We start from the raw sequence: 17,733 nt of genomic DNA, 5'->3' as shown, positions 1-17,733 counted from the left end.
CAGGTATCCCTCCTTTTCTGTTAGTTTCGTCCAGCAGAACGATGGGTTATACAAGTTGTACAACCCTTATGTGATCTATATACGAAACTGTTTATGTGGATAAATATATAATAAGGAAACAAATAGGGATTTCGACATTTTCCCCGGTATGTGGACAAAGTTCATCAAAGCCCCTGAATAACCTGTCCACATGTTATCCACAATCTGTGGATAAAGAAGTTATGCACAATAATTATTAAGTGTGAAAACACAACTATAATATCAAATAATAGTAAGCCATGCAATGGTTTTTAATGCTTTATCCACAAAGGCGGTTTCCTGTGCATATTAATTGTCCACAAGCAGTTAGTCTGTTAAAAACTTGTCATATCACCTGTGGATAGTGAAAATCTTGTCGAAAATTTATCCACAACGGGCAAAAATTCATGAAGCAGGAAAAATTAACAGCAGCCAATTTGAAAAAGGGTCGTGACAATCGGGCGGAAAAAAGGTAAAATTTCAAAGGTAGCAAAATGGGCGTCCGGATCTTCTGGATGGTCAATCAAACAGACTATTTGCAGACTTAATGATATAAACGATGCCGGCAGGCTTTTTCGATCAGGGAAAACGGAATGAAGAGTTGACAATTATTCGGGTATCTTTGTATAATCAATAAGACTGTCTTTTACTGTTATCCTCAGGGAGGTGTAATATAATGAAAAGAACGTTCCAACCGAACAAGAGAAAAAGAAGCAAAGTTCACGGTTTCCGCTCTCGTATGAGCAGTGCAAACGGACGCAAGGTTTTAGCGCGCCGCCGTCAAAAGGGAAGAAAAGTATTATCTGCTTAGGCCACTGAAACGTCAGTGGTCTTTTTTCCTTTTTGAAAAGATTATATAGCCTGCTTCTTATATAAGGGGCCGGTTGTGGTTATAAAGGTAAAAGAATCCTTTTGGATTGAGCAGGCTGCCGATCGGCTGCCCGCTCTTTTCCTTGAAGGATGAATGACAGAGCTTTCTATGATTGAGGAGTAAATGGCATGAAAAAAGAGTTCAGAGTCAAAAAGAATAAAGAATTTCAGGAAGCCTTTAAAAAAGGAAAGTCATTTGCCAACCGTCAATTTGTTATATATGCATTGAAGAAAACGGGGCAGGAACACTTCCGCATCGGCCTTTCCGTCAGCAAAAAGGTCGGCAATGCAGTGGTCCGGAACCAAATCAAAAGGTATGTCCGCCAGGTATTCCATGAGCTGGATGCTTCCATACATAATGAGTATGACTATGTCATCATCGCCAGGAAGCCTGTGGCCGAGATGGGATTTCATGAGATCAAAAACAGCCTCACCCACGTCCTTAAAGTCGGCAAGGTCCTTGGCCGTCCCGGGCACCCCCGGGACCGGAAAAAGCCTGAATGAAGTTTATGAATTTTTAAAGCGCTTGCGCCTGAAAAATGGTAGAATATCACCGTAGTGCCTTTATTGTCCTGCAGGCAGGATGGACAGGCCTATAAAAAGAAGCATACAGGCAGCCATGGCTTGGACCTGCCGCCTATGGCCGGGGGAACACCTGGTTTTTCTTATATAAAAATGAAATGCAGCAAGGGAGGATAAACGTTGAAGAAGCGAATATTTCTTGTATTCGGATTGATTTTCCTAATGGCTCTTTTGACGGGATGTACAGAAGTCAATAAGCCGATTACCTCTGAAAGCGAAGGTTTTTGGAATGAGTATATTGTTTACCCGCTTTCGATGTTCATCGTAAAAGTGGCTGAAACACTCGGCGGCAGCTATGGGCTTGCCATCATCGTGGTAACCCTGATCATCCGCCTGTTGATTCTGCCGCTGATGATCAAGCAGACAAAAAGCTCGAAGGCCATGCAGGCCCTCCAGCCTGAGATGCAGAAGCTGAGAGAGAAATACAGCAGCAAAGACCAGAAAACACAGCAAAAGCTGCAGCAGGAAACCATGGCGCTTTTCCAGCAGCATGGCGTTAATCCGCTGGCAGGCTGTTTCCCGCTCATCGTTCAAATGCCGATCCTGATCGGTTTCTATCACGCCATTTCCCGTACGCGCGAGATTGCGAACCATGACTTCCTATGGTTTGATCTCGGTTCTCCGGATCCGATTTACCTGCTGCCGCTGATTGCCGGCGCAACGACTTTCATCCAGCAGAAGATCATGATGGCGGGGACTGCCAACCAGAATCCGCAGATGGCCATGATGCTCTGGATCATGCCTGTCATGATCATCGTATTTGCAATCAATTTCCCTGCAGCCCTGTCATTATACTGGGTTGTCGGTAACATCTTTATGATTGTCCAGACGTATTTCATCAAAGGTCCGGATCTGAGAAAAGCAGCTGCCGGAAATGCGGGAGGAGCAAAGAAGTGAAAGAAGTGACTGCTACAGGACAATCCGTCGAAGCAGCAGTAGAATCCGCTTTAGCTCAATTGCAAACAACAAGAGACCGTACGGAAATCAGCATCCTTGAAGAAGGAAAGAAAGGTTTTTTCGGGATCTTCGGTTCGAAGCCTGCCGTTGTAAGGGCAGTCCTGAAGCCTGATCCGATCGGGGAAGCCGTTCAATTCCTGAAAGATATCGGAGACAAAATGGAAGCGCCCGTTGAAGTGGAAGTGCTTAAGGACGGGAAAGAGATAGAGCTTGTCCTGACCGGCGAAAAAATTGCCCTTTTCATCGGAAAAAGGGGACAGACCCTGAATTCGCTTCAATATTTGACCCAGCTTGTGGTCAATAAGTCTTCCGATTCTTACCTGAATGTGGTCCTGGATGCCGAGGATTACCGGAAGCGCCGGAACGATACACTCGTCCAGCTTGCCCAGCGGCTTGCCCAAAAGGCAATCAAAACAGGCAAGGATGTTGCACTCGAACCGATGCCTTCCTATGAAAGAAAAATCATTCATGCGGCGCTGGCCGGTACGCGGAAAGTCAAAACGTACTCAAGCGGAGCCGATCCCAACCGCCATATCGTCATATCTCCGGTGAAATAGCCGGGTGCGAGCCTTATCCATTTGGATAGGGCTCTTTTTTTTTGAGAGAAACAGTGGCTGATCTTTAATAGAACAGAGGACTTTTCTCTTGTTCTTGCGCTGGACCCGCAGAATTGGCTTTTGGGTGTGATTCCGAAAGACGCGGTGTTCTCTAAACATGAACAGCGGCCTCCGCATTTCCTGCTGTGGATAACATATAGGACGGTATTTGCTTCTGGTTTTATTGTTATTCACATGTGGATAAGTTAAAATAGAGCATAATAATGTGTAGAGATTCGGGGAGCTTGTGGATAAGCGGGATGACCTTGAGCAAATAATCTTTTTTATCAATGGCTCTTGTGCTATTCTAGTTATTTGGGGCTTAAAAAATTACCGTTTTAATCATATAGATAGAAAACAGGAAATGAGGTGGCAGCAGGGTGGAGCTAGATACAATTGCAGCGATATCCACTCCGATGGGGGAAGGCGCGATCGCCATTGTCCGGCTGAGCGGCGATGAGGCATTCTCCATTGCAGACAAGCTTTACAGGGGAGTGGGAGGAAAACGCATAAGTGATGCAGCTTCCCATACGATCCATTACGGCCATATCATCGATCCGAAAACCGGTCAGGTGGCAGAGGAAGTAATGGTATCGGTGATGAAGGGACCGAAAACCTTCACGAAGGAAGATGTGGTAGAGATCAACTGCCATGGCGGAATTGTATCCGTCAACCGGGTGCTGCAGCTCGTGCTGAACCATGGCGCCCGCCTCGCCGAACCTGGTGAATTCACAAAGAGGGCATTCCTGAACGGGCGGATCGACCTTTCCCAGGCAGAAGCGGTGATGGATTTGATCCGCGCCAAAACTGACCGGGCGATGAATGTGGCGCTTGGCCAGATGGAGGGACGCCTTTCCAAGCTGGTGAAAAGGCTGCGCCAGGAAATCCTTGAAACACTGGCCCATATCGAGGTTAATATCGATTATCCGGAATATGATGATGTCGAAGAAATGACCCATCAGCTTTTGCTTGAGAAGGCCGGCTTTGTTAAAGGAGAGATTGAGAAGCTCTTGAAGACTTCCCAGCAGGGGAAAATTCTGCGTGAAGGTTTGTCGACCGTGATTGCCGGAAGGCCGAATGTCGGGAAATCCTCCCTGCTAAACAGCCTTGTGCATGAAAACAAGGCGATCGTAACTGATATACCGGGTACAACCCGTGATGTAATAGAAGAGTATGTAAATGTCAGGGGAGTCCCATTGAGGCTCCTTGATACAGCCGGCATCCGGGAGACAGAGGATATTGTCGAGCGGATCGGTGTGGAAAAATCACGCCAGGTGCTGAAGGAAGCTGATCTGATCCTGCTTGTCGTCAACTATTCAGATGAGCTGACACAGGAAGATGAGAACCTCTTCAAAGTGGTAGAGGACATGGACGTCATCGTGATCGTCAACAAAACCGACCTTCCGCAGAAAATTGATATGGAGCGGGTGCGGGAGCTGGCAGCAAAGCATCGGCTTGTAACTACCTCACTACTGGAGGACCAGGGCATCGATGAACTGGAGGAAAGCATTTCTTCCCTGTTCTTCGCCGGCAGCATTGAAGCGGGCGATATGACTTATGTGTCCAACACCCGGCATATCGCTTTGCTGAACCAGGCCCTAAACAGCATTGAGGAAGCGCTGAACGGAGTAGATTTTGGAACGCCGATCGATATTATTCAGATAGATTTGACAAGAACATGGGAGCTTTTGGGCGAGATTATCGGAGAAAGCGTTCATGACAGCTTGATTGACCAGCTTTTCTCCCAATTTTGCCTTGGAAAATAATCCGGCAGGCGGGAAAACAGCCTGGAAAGAAGGAGGCAGCAGGAAACATGCATTATGATGCAGGCAATTATGATGTCATTGTCATTGGGGCAGGACATGCGGGAGTCGAGGCTGGCCTGGCTGCGGGGCGGCTCGGCGCCAAGACATTAATGGTAACCATCAATCTTGATATGGTTGCTTTCATGCCGTGCAACCCTTCAGTCGGAGGGCCGGCAAAAGGGATCGTCGTCAGGGAAATTGATGCCCTCGGCGGTGAAATGGGCAAAAATATTGATAAAACCCATATCCAGATGAGGATGCTGAATACAGGAAAAGGTCCGGCTGTACGTGCGCTCAGGGCGCAGGCCGATAAATTCACCTATCAGCATGAAATGAAGAAGACGATCGAAAACGAACCGAATATCACTCTTTTGCAGGGGATGGTCGAAAAGCTGATCGTGGAAGACGGCGTCTGCAAAGGTGTCGTAACCATGACCGGTGCAGTATACAGCGCGAAGACGGTCGTCATCACAACCGGTACATTCCTGCGCGGGGAAATCATCCTCGGCGAACTGAAATATTCAAGCGGCCCGAACAATCAGCAGCCGTCCATCAAACTTTCAGAGCATCTGCAGGAGCTTGGCTTCGATATGGTCCGGTTCAAGACCGGTACGCCTCCGCGCGTCAACAGCCATACGATCGACTACAGCAAGACGGAGATCCAGCCCGGTGATGATGTGCCGCGTGCCTTCTCTTATGAAACGACGAAATATATCACTGACCAGCTTCCATGCTGGCTTACCTATACAAATGAAACAACGCACAGTCTGATCGATGATAATCTGCACCGTTCGCCGATGTATTCAGGCATGATCAAAGGGACAGGGCCGCGCTACTGCCCTTCCATCGAAGATAAGGTGGTCCGCTTCAATGATAAGCCTCGCCACCAGATCTTCCTTGAGCCTGAAGGGCGGAATACGCAGGAAGTGTATGTACAGGGGCTCTCCACAAGTCTGCCCGAGGATGTGCAGCAGAAGATCCTCCGTACGATCCCCGGCCTTGAAAATGTGCAGATGATGCGTGCCGGCTATGCGATTGAGTATGACAGCATCGTCCCAACCCAGCTCTGGCCGACATTGGAAACGAAAAAGGTCAAGAATCTGTATACCGCAGGACAGATCAACGGAACTTCCGGTTATGAGGAAGCTGCGGGCCAGGGGCTTATGGCAGGAATCAATGCCGGCCTTAACGCGCTTGGCAAGGAAGAGCTGATTCTCAGCCGCTCTGATGCCTATATCGGTGTACTGATCGACGATCTTGTCACAAAAGGAACGAACGAGCCTTACCGCCTCCTTACTTCACGGGCGGAATACAGGCTGCTTCTCCGCCATGACAATGCCGACCTGCGCCTGACGGATGTCGGCCATAAGATCGGCCTGATCAATGAAGAAAGATACGGACGCTTCACAGAGAAAAAGCAGGCGATCGAAGAGGAAAAAGAAAGGCTGCGTTCCATCATCATCAAGCCCACAGCCGAAGTGCAGGAAATGATCAAAAGCCAGGGCGGAAGCGAGCTGAAGGACGGAATCCGTGCCTCAGACCTGCTCAAGCGCCCGGAAATGTCGTATGAGCATATCAAGCTTGCGGCACCTGCCGACGCGGAATGGGACTTTGATGTGACAGAACAGGTCGAAATCCAGCTGAAATATGAAGGATATATCGAAAAATCCCTGCAGCAGGTCGAGCGCCTGAAGAAGATGGAAAACAAAAAGGTGCCGGAAAATATCGATTATGATGCAATCAACGGACTCGCTTCAGAGGCCCGCCAAAAGCTGAAGGAAGTGCGCCCGCTGTCCATTGCGCAGGCTTCCCGGATTTCCGGAGTCAATCCTGCCGATATCTCCATCCTGCTTGTATATCTTGAGCAGGGAAGGGTCGCCAGGGTTTCCAACAACTAATCACAGCTGCAGGAAAGGAATGGGCAATGAATACAGAACAATTCATCAAGATGCTGGAGGAGAAAGGGATTTCCCTTTCCTCCAGGCAGATTGATCAATACAATATCTATTTTGAAACATTGGTTGAGTGGAATGAAAAAATGAATCTGACAGCCATAACAGACAAGCCGGAAGTCTATTTGAAGCACTTCTATGACTCTGTTTCCGCTGCCTTTTATTTTGATTTCTCCAAGCCCTTACATATATGTGATGTAGGTGCAGGAGCGGGTTTCCCGAGCCTTCCGATCAAGATTGCGTTCCCGGAAATCAGCGTGACCATCGTTGATTCACTGAATAAGCGCATCAGCTTCCTGGAGCACCTGGCAGGAAAGCTTGGACTTGAAAATGTCCGTTTCGTCCATGACCGGGCGGAAACGTTCGGGCAGAACAAGGAATACAGGGAAGCCTTTGATGTCGTCACAGCCAGGGCCGTTGCCAGAATGTCGGTGCTGACTGAGCTTTGCCTTCCCCTTGCCAGGGTCGGCGGCCATTTTGTTGCCATGAAAGGGGCCAGTGCCCAGGATGAGCTGGCTGCAGGCAAGAAAGCGATTACGATGCTTGGCGGCAAGCTGGAGAATTCCCACTCCTTCCTTTTACCAGAAGAAGAAAGCGAACGGAATATCTTTGTAATCCGGAAAGAAAAGCCGACACCAAAGAAATTTCCAAGAAAGCCGGGCACACCGAATAAAAGCCCGATTGAATAATAAGTTACTTTTGTCCCGGATTTATGGCATAATTTTTAATAGAAGCTGTTGTTATATATCCATATTCTCATGAATGAATACGCGGCCGCCTGCCCAAGATTGTTTTTCGGAGGTGCAGGAGTTCCCGTTATTTAGGAGAATATGTAATAGGGAGTTTCGTAAAGGTGGTGCAGGGTGATGAAGCATTCTTTCTCACGCTTTTTTGGCCTAGGCGAAAAGGAAGAACAAGAAATTGAAAAAGCTGATGAACAGTTAAATATAATAGAAGAAGAACCAACTAACAGGGAAGAAGTCAGGAAGATCCCTATCGGACAGATTGTGCCGAACCGTTTTCAGCCGAGAACGGTATTTGATGACGAAAAAATCGAGGAATTGTCCCGCACGATCCATACGCACGGGATCATCCAGCCGATCGTTGTCAGGGAATTCGATGACGGCAAATTCGAGATCATTGCCGGCGAACGCAGATGGCGGGCCATGAATAAGCTGGGCTGGGACGAGGTGCCTGCGATTGTCAAAAATCTCAGCGACACCGAAACCGCCTCTGTTGCCCTGATTGAAAATCTGCAGCGCGAAGAGCTTTCGCCGATCGAGGAAGCGGTTGCTTATGGAAAGCTGCTGGAGCTCCATAATCTGACCCAGGAGGCCCTGGCACAGCGGCTTGGCAAAGGACAGTCCACTGTTGCGAACAAGCTCAGGCTCCTCAAGCTCCCGGAGCAGGTCCAGGAAGCGCTGCTGAACAAGCAGATCACAGAGCGCCATGCCCGTTCCCTCATTCCGCTGAAGAATCCGGAGAAGCAGGTCAAGCTTCTGGAAGAAGTCATTGAGAAAAGCCTTAATGTCAAACAGACGGAAGACCGTGTCGTGAAACTGCTGGAGCAGAGCGAAAACAAGCCGAAGCCGAAACGGAAGGCTTTCAGCAAGGATATGCGGATAGCAGTCAACACCATCCGCCAGTCCCTCAATATGGTGTCGGACAGCGGCATCAATCTTGATTCCGAAGAAGAGGAATTCGAGGAATTTTATCAGTTCACGATCAAGATTCCGAAAAAGAAATGATAGATTGTGAGACATAATAAATATGGCAGACAAAACGCACTGTATTTCACACCGGAATCCGCAGTGCGTTTTTCATTATAAGTACTGCACTATTCATTAGGAGGGAAAAGCATGGACAAGGAACTGCTGCTGGGCACTTTGAAGGATCGTTTTGAAAAGAATATGGACCGCCATAAAAATCTTGATTGGAATCTGGTGGAGGCAAAGCTTGCTGATCAGACTGATAAGCTTTTAGCGCTCAATGAAATGGAAGCAACCGGCGGGGAGCCGGATGTCATTGCTTACGATGAAAGAAATGATGAATACATATTCTGTGATTGTTCTGCCGAAAGCCCTAAAGGCCGAAGAAGTGTCTGCTATGACCGTGAAGCGCTGGAGTCCAGGAAAAAGCATAAGCCTGAAAACAGCGCAATGGAACTGGCTGCCGGGATGGGCATTGAGCTTTTGACAGAAGAGCAGTACCGGGAGCTTCAGAAGCTCGGAAGCTTTGACCTGAAAACATCCTCCTGGGTGCTGACTCCTGCTGAAGTCAGAGAGCTTGGCGGCGCCCTATTCTGCGACCGCCGCTATAACCAGGTGTTCGTCTATCATAATGGCGCTGATTCGTACTATGCTGCGAGGGGCTTCCGGGGCAGGCTGAAGGTCTGAGCCTGCAGCAGGCAAAATATTCATTTCTCCTCAATCTGTGGGAATTTTAAGAAAAAACCTAACATCATATTCCATTCATGATAAAATAGAAGTCGTGACTCTAGTAAATTTTTTTCTGATTGCATAGATTAGGAATACAATAGATATAACACTGTTTAGAGGAATAAGGTAGGTGGCACCGTGGGGAAAATTATTGCGATTGCGAATCAAAAAGGAGGAGTCGGAAAGACGACGACCTCTGTGAATTTGGGAGCCTGTTTGGCATACATAGGAAAGAAAGTGCTGCTGGTCGACATTGATCCGCAGGGCAATGCGACAAGCGGGATAGGCATAGAAAAAGCGGACGTGGACCAGTGCATCTACGATGTTCTTGTCGATGATGTTGAAGCACGGAAAGTGATCAAGCCGACAGCCGTCGAGAATCTGTATGCCATTCCTGCGACCATTCAGCTCGCAGGGGCGGAAATCGAGCTGGTTCCGACTATTTCCCGGGAAGTGAGGCTCAAAAGGGCCCTTGAAGAAGTGAAAAAGGACTTCGATTATATCATCATCGACTGCCCTCCTTCCCTCGGCCTTTTGACGATCAACTCCCTGACGGCTTCCGATGCCGTCCTGATCCCGGTCCAGTGTGAATATTATGCACTCGAAGGGCTCAGCCAGCTGCTGAATACGGTCCGCCTTGTGCAGAAGCACCTGAACCATGAACTGAAAATTGAAGGTGTTCTTCTGACGATGCTTGATGCCAGGACGAATCTGGGTATACAGGTCATTGAAGAGGTAAAGAAATACTTCCAGGATAAAGTCTATAAAACGATCATTCCGCGCAATGTCCGTTTAAGCGAAGCACCGAGCCACGGGGAACCTATCATCATTTATGATCCGAAATCCCGGGGAGCTGAAGTGTATCTAGATTTGGCAAAGGAAGTGATTTCGAATGGCTAAAGGTCTGGGAAAAGGGCTGAATGCTTTCTTCTCGAACGCTGAAGCAGATACAGAGGAAATAATCCAGGAGATCAGGCTTTCGGAAATCCGTCCGAATCCTTATCAGCCGAGAAAGACATTTGACGAGGCAGCCATCGATGAGCTGAAGCAGTCGATTCTTGAGCATGGCATCTTTCAGCCGGTCATCCTGAGAAAAAGCATCAGGGGCTTTGAAATCGTTGCAGGTGAACGCCGCTGCCGGGCAGCCAAAGAAGCAGGCCTTGAAAAGGTTCCGGCCGTCATCCGGGAATTGAGCGAAAAGCAGATGATGGAGCTGGCCATCCTGGAGAACCTGCAGCGCGCGGACCTCACTCCGATGGAGGAAGCGGCCGCCTATCAGCAGCTGATCGAGAAGCTGAAGATGACACAGGAAGAGCTTGCGAAGAGATTGGGTAAAAGCAGGCCTCATATTGCCAATCATATCAGGCTCTTGTCGCTCCCTCCGAAAATCCAGGAGCTGATTTCAGGCGGCAAGATCACGATGGGACATGGACGTGCGCTTTTGGGCCTCAGGCAAAAGGAAAAGCTCCAGGCAGTCGCGGACCGTGCAATGAAGGAAGGGCTCAATGTCCGCCAGCTTGAACAGCTGATCCATCACCTGAATGAGCTTGTTCCACGTGAAACAAAGAAAGTGAAGCAGCCTAAGGATGTGTTCATCAAGGCGCAGGAAACTTCTCTGCGGGAACGGTTCGGAACCCCGGTCAGCATCAAGCAGAATAAAAATCAAGATAAAGGTAAAATCGAGATCGAGTTCTTTTCCAAAGACGATCTGGACCGTATTTTGCACATATTGGATCAAGAGCGTTCATAAGCCATCATGGATGGCTTTTTCTTCTTTTTTCATCAACTACTATACAGATAAAGGTGAAATGAAATGTTTTTATTAGGCACTTTAGTGAACGGGCTGCTGATTGTGATTGGCACGCTTCTAGGCAAGCTGCTTCACCGCATCCCGGAAAGCATGAAAGGCACCGTCATGTATGCAATCGGACTGGCAGTCATCGTCCTCGGCCTGCAGATGGGCTTTAAAAGTGAAAATTTCCTGATTGTCATCCTGAGTCTTGTGCTGGGGGCTGTGATTGGCGAGTGGCTTGGGCTTGAGGATAAGCTAAATGCAGTCGGCAATTGGTTGGAGAGGAAGATTGGCTCAACTGGACAGAGCAGCATCTCACAGGGCTTTGTGACAGCGACCCTTATTTTTGTGATCGGGGCGATGGCAATCATCGGTGCGTTGGACAGCGGTATCCGCGGCGACCATGATGTCCTGTTCACAAAATCGATTATTGACGGCTTTACGGCACTCATCCTGACGACGACCCTCGGGATCGGCGTCATCTTTTCTGCCGTTCCGGTTGTCCTTTATGAAGGACTGATCGCCCTTTTTGCGACTCAGATTGACCGGTTTGTCCCTCAGGCGCTGATGGACCAGTTCATAGTAGAAATGACGGCAGCGGGCGGGGTGATGATCTTTGCAATCGGGCTGAACCTGACAGGATTGACGAAGATCAGGGTGGCCAATCTCCTGCCCGGCATCCTAGTGACTGCTGTCATTGTCACGTCGATCTATTTTTACCAGCAGATTGCCTGATTGAAGAGGCCGGACGGCAATGCTCTGTCCTCCCTCTTCCCTATTGATTAAGCTTTGCCTGTTCGACTGTGCCCAAATCCCAGCTGATGCGCGGCCATGCCTGTTTGAACCTTGCGTCAAGGCTCGCTTCATGGATTCCGGAAGCAATCGTCTTTGCCATCCTCAGCACAAGATTCAGCCTCGTATTCTGAAGGACAAAGAACTCCATAAATCCGCTCACATTCACAATACCGGTAATATGCATTTCGCCAACCTCAGGAAGCTCCTTATTCACACCTGCTCCCGGCTTGACTGGGCCGGATCCGACCTGGATGACGCCTACGCTCTTCAGGCGGCCAAGGCATGCGTCAATTCCGATGATATAAGGGCGTACGTGCGATGCTTTGATTTCCTTCAGCTTTTCCTCCAGATTTACGGCATGGATCGGATCATCCAGCGTTCCGTACACATGAAAGGGAGCCACAGCTTTCTCTTCAAGAAGCGTTCCGATAAGCGGGCCCAATGAATCTCCGGTAGAGCGGTCAGTGCCGATGCAGACAAAAACGACAGGGCGTACACCGATGCCTGGGGGCAGGAAATTTAAAAGCTCTGCGGCCAGCTTGTTTGCAGCATTCTGCTCATCATGGGCAACACGGGCACTGCTGGCCTTTTTTTCAAATAAATTCGTCCTTAAGTTCATTGGTTCCACTCCCTCAATATGGTAGTAACAGTATACGGAAAAAATTTGTAATCTATACATACCTGCATCAGTAAAAAGATAAACAGAGAATCATATCTTGGTATGGGTGCTGAAGTCCGTACGATACGTCACTTTAATGAATTAAAGGGCGTTTGTGCAGGCGGGGAAGGCAGTATAGGAATCGAAAAGGATCTTAGAGAAGGCATTCATACGGTTCTGACTGTAAAAAAATCTCGCAAATTGTTAAAATGGATTTAATTTTATAAGATAAGAAAGTAGAATTTTGAACTTTGGCTGCAGGATGCGGCGTTCATAGCCTTCGTTCCTACTGGGGAAAGGCGTGCGTTTTTCTTATATAATTCACTAAAAGTAAGCGGGTGAAACCATGACTTCTGCAGAAAAAATGCTTCAAGGAATTAGGGATCAGCTGGCAAATGAGGATATGTGGATTTCCATTGGGCAAGGATTCCTGAAGATCATTGCCATCCTGATTGTATCCAGCCTGATCATCCGGATCGGACGGGCGGCCATCCGCAAGGTTTTTGCCGTGCGGAGCCACTCGCCGCTCCGGATCAGCTACCGCCGGGAGGCAACACTCGTCAAGCTTCTCGAAAATGTCCTGACGTATGCGGTGTCCTTCATTATGATCATGATGATTCTGTCGACCTTGACGATCGATGTTGGGGCACTTCTCGCCGGTGCCGGGATTGTCGGCCTTGCGGTCGGCTTCGGCGCCCAGAATCTTGTAAAGGATATCATTACCGGCTTTTTCATCATATTTGAAGATCAGTTCTCGGTCGGCGATTATATAAGAGTCGATCAATTCGAAGGGACAGTAGAAGAAATCGGCCTCAGGACTACAAAAATTAAGAGCTGGACAGGTGAGCTCCATATTCTGCCGAACGGAAGCATAGTCCAGGTGACCAATTTCTCGATTCATAACAGTGTAGCCTTTGTTGATGTGAGCATTGCCTATGAAGGTGATATCCAGAAGGCGGAGCAGGTGCTGAAGGACTTGCTGGAAACTCTTCCTGAAAAATATGAGGATATGGTCACAACGCCTGAAATATTGGGGGTCCAGAACCTTGCCGCCTCTGACGTGGTCATCCGGGTAATATCGGAAACGATGCCGATGAAGCATTTCTTCATTGCAAGGCAGCTGAGGAAGGAAATCAAAATGGCCTTGGATGCACATGGCATCGAAATTCCATTCCCGCGCATGGTCATGTACTCGCGCACGGAAGAACAAGGTGAAAAAAGTGCGGAAAAAGCATAGGAGGAACAAGCATGGAACCTAAAGAGTATGGCCTGAATGATGTCGTAGAAATGAAAAAAGCCCATCCGTGCGGGGCCAACCGCTGGAAAATCATCCGCCTTGGCATGGATATCCGCATCAAATGCGAGGGCTGCTCACACAGCGTCATGATTCCAAGAAAAGAATTCAGCCGGAAATTGAAAAAGATCCTCGTGAAGCATGAAGAATAGTCATGCTTCTTTTTTCTGGAAGGGGATGGACTTGTCATTTGCCCGGCAAATCTCTATAATTGTGGGAGGCTTGTCCAATTTTACAAGAAGAGAAACAGCCTTATTGAAAATAGAATGCACAGTTTTTGAAATAGATGCTGAAATAAAAGTTGAGGAGTGACTGGGATGGCATTGACAGCTGGGATTGTAGGCTTGCCGAACGTTGGCAAATCTACCTTATTTAATGCAATTACACAGGCAGGTGCGGAATCTGCCAACTATCCGTTTTGTACGATTGACCCGAATGTGGGGATTGTTGAGGTTCCCGATCACCGCCTGAACAAGCTGACAGAGCTTGTGCAGCCGAAGAAAACGGTACCGACGACATTCGAATTCACTGATATCGCCGGAATCGTAAAAGGCGCGAGCAAAGGGGAAGGCCTCGGGAATAAATTCCTTTCCCATATCCGTGAAGTGGATGCAATCTGCCAGGTTGTCCGCTGCTTTGCAGATGACAATATCACGCACGTATCCGGGAAGGTTGATCCGATTTCCGATATCGAAACAATCAACCTGGAGCTGATCCTTGCTGACCTGGAATCAGTCGAGAAGCGGATTGCCCGCGTCGGCAAAATGGCGAAGCAGAAGGATAAGGAAGCTGTCGCTGAACTGGAAGTGCTTGAACTGCTGAAGGATGCGTTCGAATCAGACAAGCCTGCCCGCACTGTGGAATTCACAGAAGAGCAGCATAAGATTGCCAAGAACCTCCACCTCCTGACAATCAAGCCTGTCTTGTATGTAGCCAATGTAGGGGAAGACGATGTGACAGATCCATCATCAAATGAATATGTCCAAAGCGTCAGGGACTTTGCTGAGAAAGATAATGCCGAAGTCATCGTTGTCTGTGCGAAAATCGAATCTGAAATCGCCGAGCTTGAAGGCGAAGAAAAGCAAATGTTCCTTGAAGAGCTTGGCATTGAGGAATCAGGCCTTGACCAGCTGATCCGCTCAGCTTACCACCTGCTTGACCTTGCCACTTATTTCACGGCAGGTGTACAGGAAGTCCGCGCATGGACATTCCGCAAAGGCATGAAGGCACCACAGTGTGCCGGCATCATCCATACGGACTTTGAAAGAGGCTTCATCAGAGCAGAAACCGTCCACTATGATGACCTTCTGGAAGCCAGGACAATGGCAGCAGCGAAGGAAGCCGGGAAGGTTCGTCTCGAAGGTAAAGAGTATATCGTTAAAGATGGAGATATCATCCATTTCCGCTTTAATGTTTAATAGGTATTATGAGAAGCTCCCATTTTTGGGGGCTTTTTTTGTTGGGCTGTGGGAAGCGAGATGGATGTGGGCAAGGAGGACGCAGCAGAGAATGCTTGAGGCACTCTGTAAGGGGGGAAGGTGTGTTAGAGTGCTTCATGTTGATGTTTTGGGGCACTCTGTGATGGGCGAAGAAGTGTCAGAGTGCTTCATGTTGGTGTTTTGAGGCATTCTGTGAGGGGGGAAGGTGTGTTAGAGTGCTTCATGTTGATGTTTTGGGGCACTCTGTGATGGGCGAAGAAGTGTCAGAGTGCTTCATGTTGGTGTTTTGAGGCACTCTGCAAGGGGGGAAGATGTGTTAGAGTGCTTCATGTTGATGTTTTGGGTCACTCTGTGATGGGCGAAGAAGTGTCAGAGTGCTTCATGTTGGTGTTTTGAGGCATTCTGTGAGGGGGGAAGAAGTGTCAGAGTGCCTCATGAATTCCGCTTGAAGCCTGGGTTCCTTGATTGAGCAAGCCCCCTCCGCCTTTCCTTGGTCCAGCTCCGGGCGCTAGCCCCTCGAGTCATAAGCCACTTTGGACCTGAAGGCAAAGAACGCCTTCAATTCCAAAGTGTCTTATGCTTGTCGGAGCTGAGCAAGCCCCCACCGCCTTTCGTGGTTGATTAACAATAAATTTACATAGGATTCAAACGGCTGTTACACATTCTTTTTACAATGAAAAAGAAGAAAGAGTTAAAAGGAGGATGTGTGATGAGCCGTGCCAGAGCCTGGATCCGAAGGCAGGATGAGCTGTGGTTCCATTATTGCAACAGCAGGTCAGAGGCAGTCTTCATCCGTTTCTTTCAAGTGCTGACCCATTTGGGCGGTGCGCGGTTTACGGTCGGCCTCCAGCTGATCGTTATGCTGGCGGGGCCATCTTCCCTGTTCCGGCCGGCAGCAGCAGCGTCTTTGTCTCTTGGTGTAAGCCACCTTGCCGCTGTCCTGATCAAGCGGGCCGTTAAGAGAATCCGTCCCTTCCAGGTGCTTTCCGGCGTCCGTGTACATGGATTCCGGTTTAAGGATCATTCTTTTCCGTCAGGACATTCAACAGCCGCTTTTTCCCTGGCAGTCCCTTACAGTATTCTATTCCCTCCAATTGCTCCCGCTTTATTGGCAGCTGCTGGTCTTGTCGCTCTTTCAAGAGTTGTGCTTGGCGTCCATTATCCTACCGATATTGCGGCAGGGTCTCTGCTTGGCACAGCTGCAGGTGTTTTTTTCGCAGCAATGGCCCGGTCATTTTAATATGGAGGAGGAATGAGAGTGAAGGTGGCGATTTTTTCTGATACCTTTTATCCCCAGATCAATGGAGTGGCTAACACACTGAAGCGACTCACAGACCATCTTGAGAAGCGGAATATCGATTACATGCTTTTTATCCCGGGATCTGCTGAGGGCATCTCCTATCCGAATGCAGCTGAGTTCCTGAGCGTTCCCTTTCTTTTTTATCCTGAATGCAGAACGGCCCTGGCCAATCCCCGCAAAATCACAGAAAGGCTGCAGAAGTTTTCCCCCGATATTGTCCATATTGCCACTCCGCTGACAATGGGGCTTTACGGGATTCATGCAGCAAATAAGCTGGGCATTCCGATTGCCGGCTCCTACCACACACATTTCGACCAATACTTAAGGCTCTATAAATGCCAGTGGCTTTCCCCCCTATTCTGGAAATATATGAAATGGTTTCACCAGTCCTTCCAGCGTATATTCGTCCCGTCAAAGGATACGAAAAGAATCCTTGAAGCCCAGGGGCTTCATCCTGTATCCCTCTGGACGCGCGGAGTCGACAGCATGCTGTTCCATCCTGAAAGGGATAAGGATGGCGTCAGGGAAGAATACGGGATAAAGGAGCCCCATATCCTCCTTTATGCGGGCAGGCTTGCACCGGAAAAGGATCTCGGCACCCTGCTGCAGACAATGCAATGCCTCCCCGAAGAAATCCGGGAGCGGGTGCACTGGCTGATTGTCGGCGACGGACCTGAGTTCCATCCATTCGCAAAGGAGTCTGCAGGCAGAGGCAATGTGACAATGACCGGCTATGTCACGGGCGAAAGGCTGGCAGGCCTTTATGCGGTGGCCAATTTGCTTATCTTCCCCTCCCCTACTGAAACATTCGGAAATGTGGTCCTTGAAGCCCTCTCATCCGGCACTCCTGCGGTTGTGGCGGATAAAGGAGGCCCGGCGGAAATTATCTCGGATGGCAGGACCGGCCGGATTTGCCCGGCAGGCGGGAGCAGGTCATTTGCAGATGCCATTCAGGAGCTACTTGGTGATCCCGCAAAGCTTGCCAGTATGTCCCGGGAGGCGAGAAAGTATGCTGAACGGCAGTCATGGGATGCAATCATGGACCGGCTGCTGGCGGAATATGAAGAGATTGCATTTGAGGATGGTTACCGTTTCCGGAATTTGGGATAAAAGAATGGAATTTGTCCAGTAGAATATGATATGATAAATATACCTCGTAATGAGGTTTTTTCTTTTGGGGAGGAAGATTGCTTTCCTTCCGGATATATGCTATAATTTCAACTTGTGAGTAATGAAT

General features: G+C 48.7%; 18 protein-coding genes. 17 read left to right on the top strand and 1 reads right to left on the bottom strand.

Features of this window, described 5'->3' with window-relative positions; translation table 11 throughout:
* The first annotated feature begins 694 nt into the window (after positions 1–694).
* From rpmH to AC4E8B_RS25125, 12 genes are all read left to right on the top strand, one after another.
* A complete protein-coding gene (rpmH, locus tag AC4E8B_RS25180; RefSeq protein ID WP_009796313.1) occupies positions 695–829 on the top strand; it encodes a 50S ribosomal protein L34 in 135 nt (44 codons plus the stop codon).
* 188 nt (positions 830–1,017) lie between these two features.
* Positions 1,018–1,392, top strand: coding sequence for a ribonuclease P protein component (gene rnpA / locus AC4E8B_RS25175; protein WP_490216275.1), 375 nt, complete (start codon positions 1,018–1,020; stop codon positions 1,390–1,392).
* A gap of 198 nt (positions 1,393–1,590) precedes the next feature.
* Positions 1,591–2,367 carry a YidC family membrane integrase SpoIIIJ gene (gene spoIIIJ / locus AC4E8B_RS25170; protein WP_490216273.1) on the top strand — a complete coding sequence of 259 codons (777 nt, stop codon included), beginning with the start codon at positions 1,591–1,593 and terminating at the stop codon, positions 2,365–2,367.
* Positions 2,364–2,984, top strand: coding sequence for an RNA-binding cell elongation regulator Jag/EloR (gene jag / locus AC4E8B_RS25165; RefSeq protein WP_490216271.1), 621 nt, complete (start codon positions 2,364–2,366; stop codon positions 2,982–2,984). The genes spoIIIJ and jag overlap by 4 nt, the downstream gene beginning before the upstream one ends.
* A 419-nt stretch (positions 2,985–3,403) precedes the next feature.
* Positions 3,404–4,789, top strand: a complete 1,386-nt coding sequence (gene mnmE, locus AC4E8B_RS25160) for a tRNA uridine-5-carboxymethylaminomethyl(34) synthesis GTPase MnmE (protein WP_490216270.1) — start codon at positions 3,404–3,406, stop codon at positions 4,787–4,789.
* A 47-nt stretch (positions 4,790–4,836) separates the two neighbouring features.
* Positions 4,837–6,726, top strand: coding sequence for a tRNA uridine-5-carboxymethylaminomethyl(34) synthesis enzyme MnmG (mnmG, locus tag AC4E8B_RS25155; protein WP_490216269.1), 1,890 nt, complete (start codon positions 4,837–4,839; stop codon positions 6,724–6,726).
* Between the two features lie 26 nt (positions 6,727–6,752).
* Positions 6,753–7,469, top strand: coding sequence for a 16S rRNA (guanine(527)-N(7))-methyltransferase RsmG (gene rsmG / locus AC4E8B_RS25150; RefSeq protein WP_490216268.1), 717 nt, complete (start codon positions 6,753–6,755; stop codon positions 7,467–7,469).
* 177 nt (positions 7,470–7,646) lie between these two features.
* Positions 7,647–8,528, top strand: a complete 882-nt coding sequence (gene noc / locus AC4E8B_RS25145) for a nucleoid occlusion protein (RefSeq protein ID WP_490216267.1) — start codon at positions 7,647–7,649, stop codon at positions 8,526–8,528.
* A 111-nt stretch (positions 8,529–8,639) separates the two neighbouring features.
* A complete protein-coding gene (locus AC4E8B_RS25140; protein WP_490216266.1) occupies positions 8,640–9,176 on the top strand; it encodes a DUF4256 domain-containing protein in 537 nt (178 codons plus the stop codon).
* A 180-nt stretch (positions 9,177–9,356) separates the two neighbouring features.
* Positions 9,357–10,118, top strand: coding sequence for a ParA family protein (locus AC4E8B_RS25135; protein ID WP_490216265.1), 762 nt, complete (start codon positions 9,357–9,359; stop codon positions 10,116–10,118).
* Positions 10,111–10,968: a ParB/RepB/Spo0J family partition protein gene (locus tag AC4E8B_RS25130; protein WP_490216264.1), complete on the top strand. Its 858-nt coding sequence runs from the start codon at positions 10,111–10,113 to the stop codon at positions 10,966–10,968. Before AC4E8B_RS25135 ends, AC4E8B_RS25130 begins: the two co-directional genes overlap by 8 nt.
* 63 nt (positions 10,969–11,031) lie before the next feature.
* Positions 11,032–11,745 carry a DUF554 domain-containing protein gene (locus AC4E8B_RS25125; protein WP_490216263.1) on the top strand — a complete coding sequence of 238 codons (714 nt, stop codon included), beginning with the start codon at positions 11,032–11,034 and terminating at the stop codon, positions 11,743–11,745.
* A gap of 40 nt (positions 11,746–11,785) precedes the next feature.
* Here the strand turns inward: AC4E8B_RS25125 and yyaC are convergent, their stop codons facing one another.
* Positions 11,786–12,424 (bottom strand): spore protease YyaC, encoded by a 639-nt coding sequence (yyaC, locus tag AC4E8B_RS25120; protein ID WP_490216262.1) that lies wholly within the window; start codon positions 12,422–12,424, stop codon positions 11,786–11,788.
* Positions 12,425–12,809: 385 nt separating this feature from the next.
* On the opposite strand from yyaC, the gene AC4E8B_RS25115 reads away from it, so the two are divergent.
* The 5 genes from AC4E8B_RS25115 (at position 12,810) to AC4E8B_RS25095 (ending at position 17,606) form a co-directional block, all read left to right on the top strand.
* Positions 12,810–13,700, top strand: a complete 891-nt coding sequence (locus AC4E8B_RS25115) for a mechanosensitive ion channel family protein (RefSeq protein ID WP_490216261.1) — start codon at positions 12,810–12,812, stop codon at positions 13,698–13,700.
* An 11-nt stretch (positions 13,701–13,711) separates the two neighbouring features.
* Positions 13,712–13,909, top strand: a complete 198-nt coding sequence (locus AC4E8B_RS25110; RefSeq protein WP_148976142.1) for a DUF951 domain-containing protein — start codon at positions 13,712–13,714, stop codon at positions 13,907–13,909.
* Positions 13,910–14,074: 165 nt separating this feature from the next.
* On the top strand, positions 14,075–15,175 hold the full coding sequence (gene ychF / locus AC4E8B_RS25105) for a redox-regulated ATPase YchF (RefSeq protein ID WP_490216260.1): 1,101 nt from the start codon (positions 14,075–14,077) through the stop codon (positions 15,173–15,175).
* A 730-nt stretch (positions 15,176–15,905) separates the two neighbouring features.
* Positions 15,906–16,436 carry a phosphatase PAP2 family protein gene (locus AC4E8B_RS25100; RefSeq protein WP_490216259.1) on the top strand — a complete coding sequence of 177 codons (531 nt, stop codon included), beginning with the start codon at positions 15,906–15,908 and terminating at the stop codon, positions 16,434–16,436.
* 12 nt (positions 16,437–16,448) lie between these two features.
* Positions 16,449–17,606, top strand: a complete 1,158-nt coding sequence (locus AC4E8B_RS25095; protein WP_490216258.1) for a glycosyltransferase family 4 protein — start codon at positions 16,449–16,451, stop codon at positions 17,604–17,606.
* Positions 17,607–17,733: the final 127 nt, after the last annotated feature.

It is taken from the genome of Bacillus sp. SRL543 (assembly GCF_984799205.1).
This window is presented reverse-complemented; position numbering and strand designations above follow the sequence as displayed.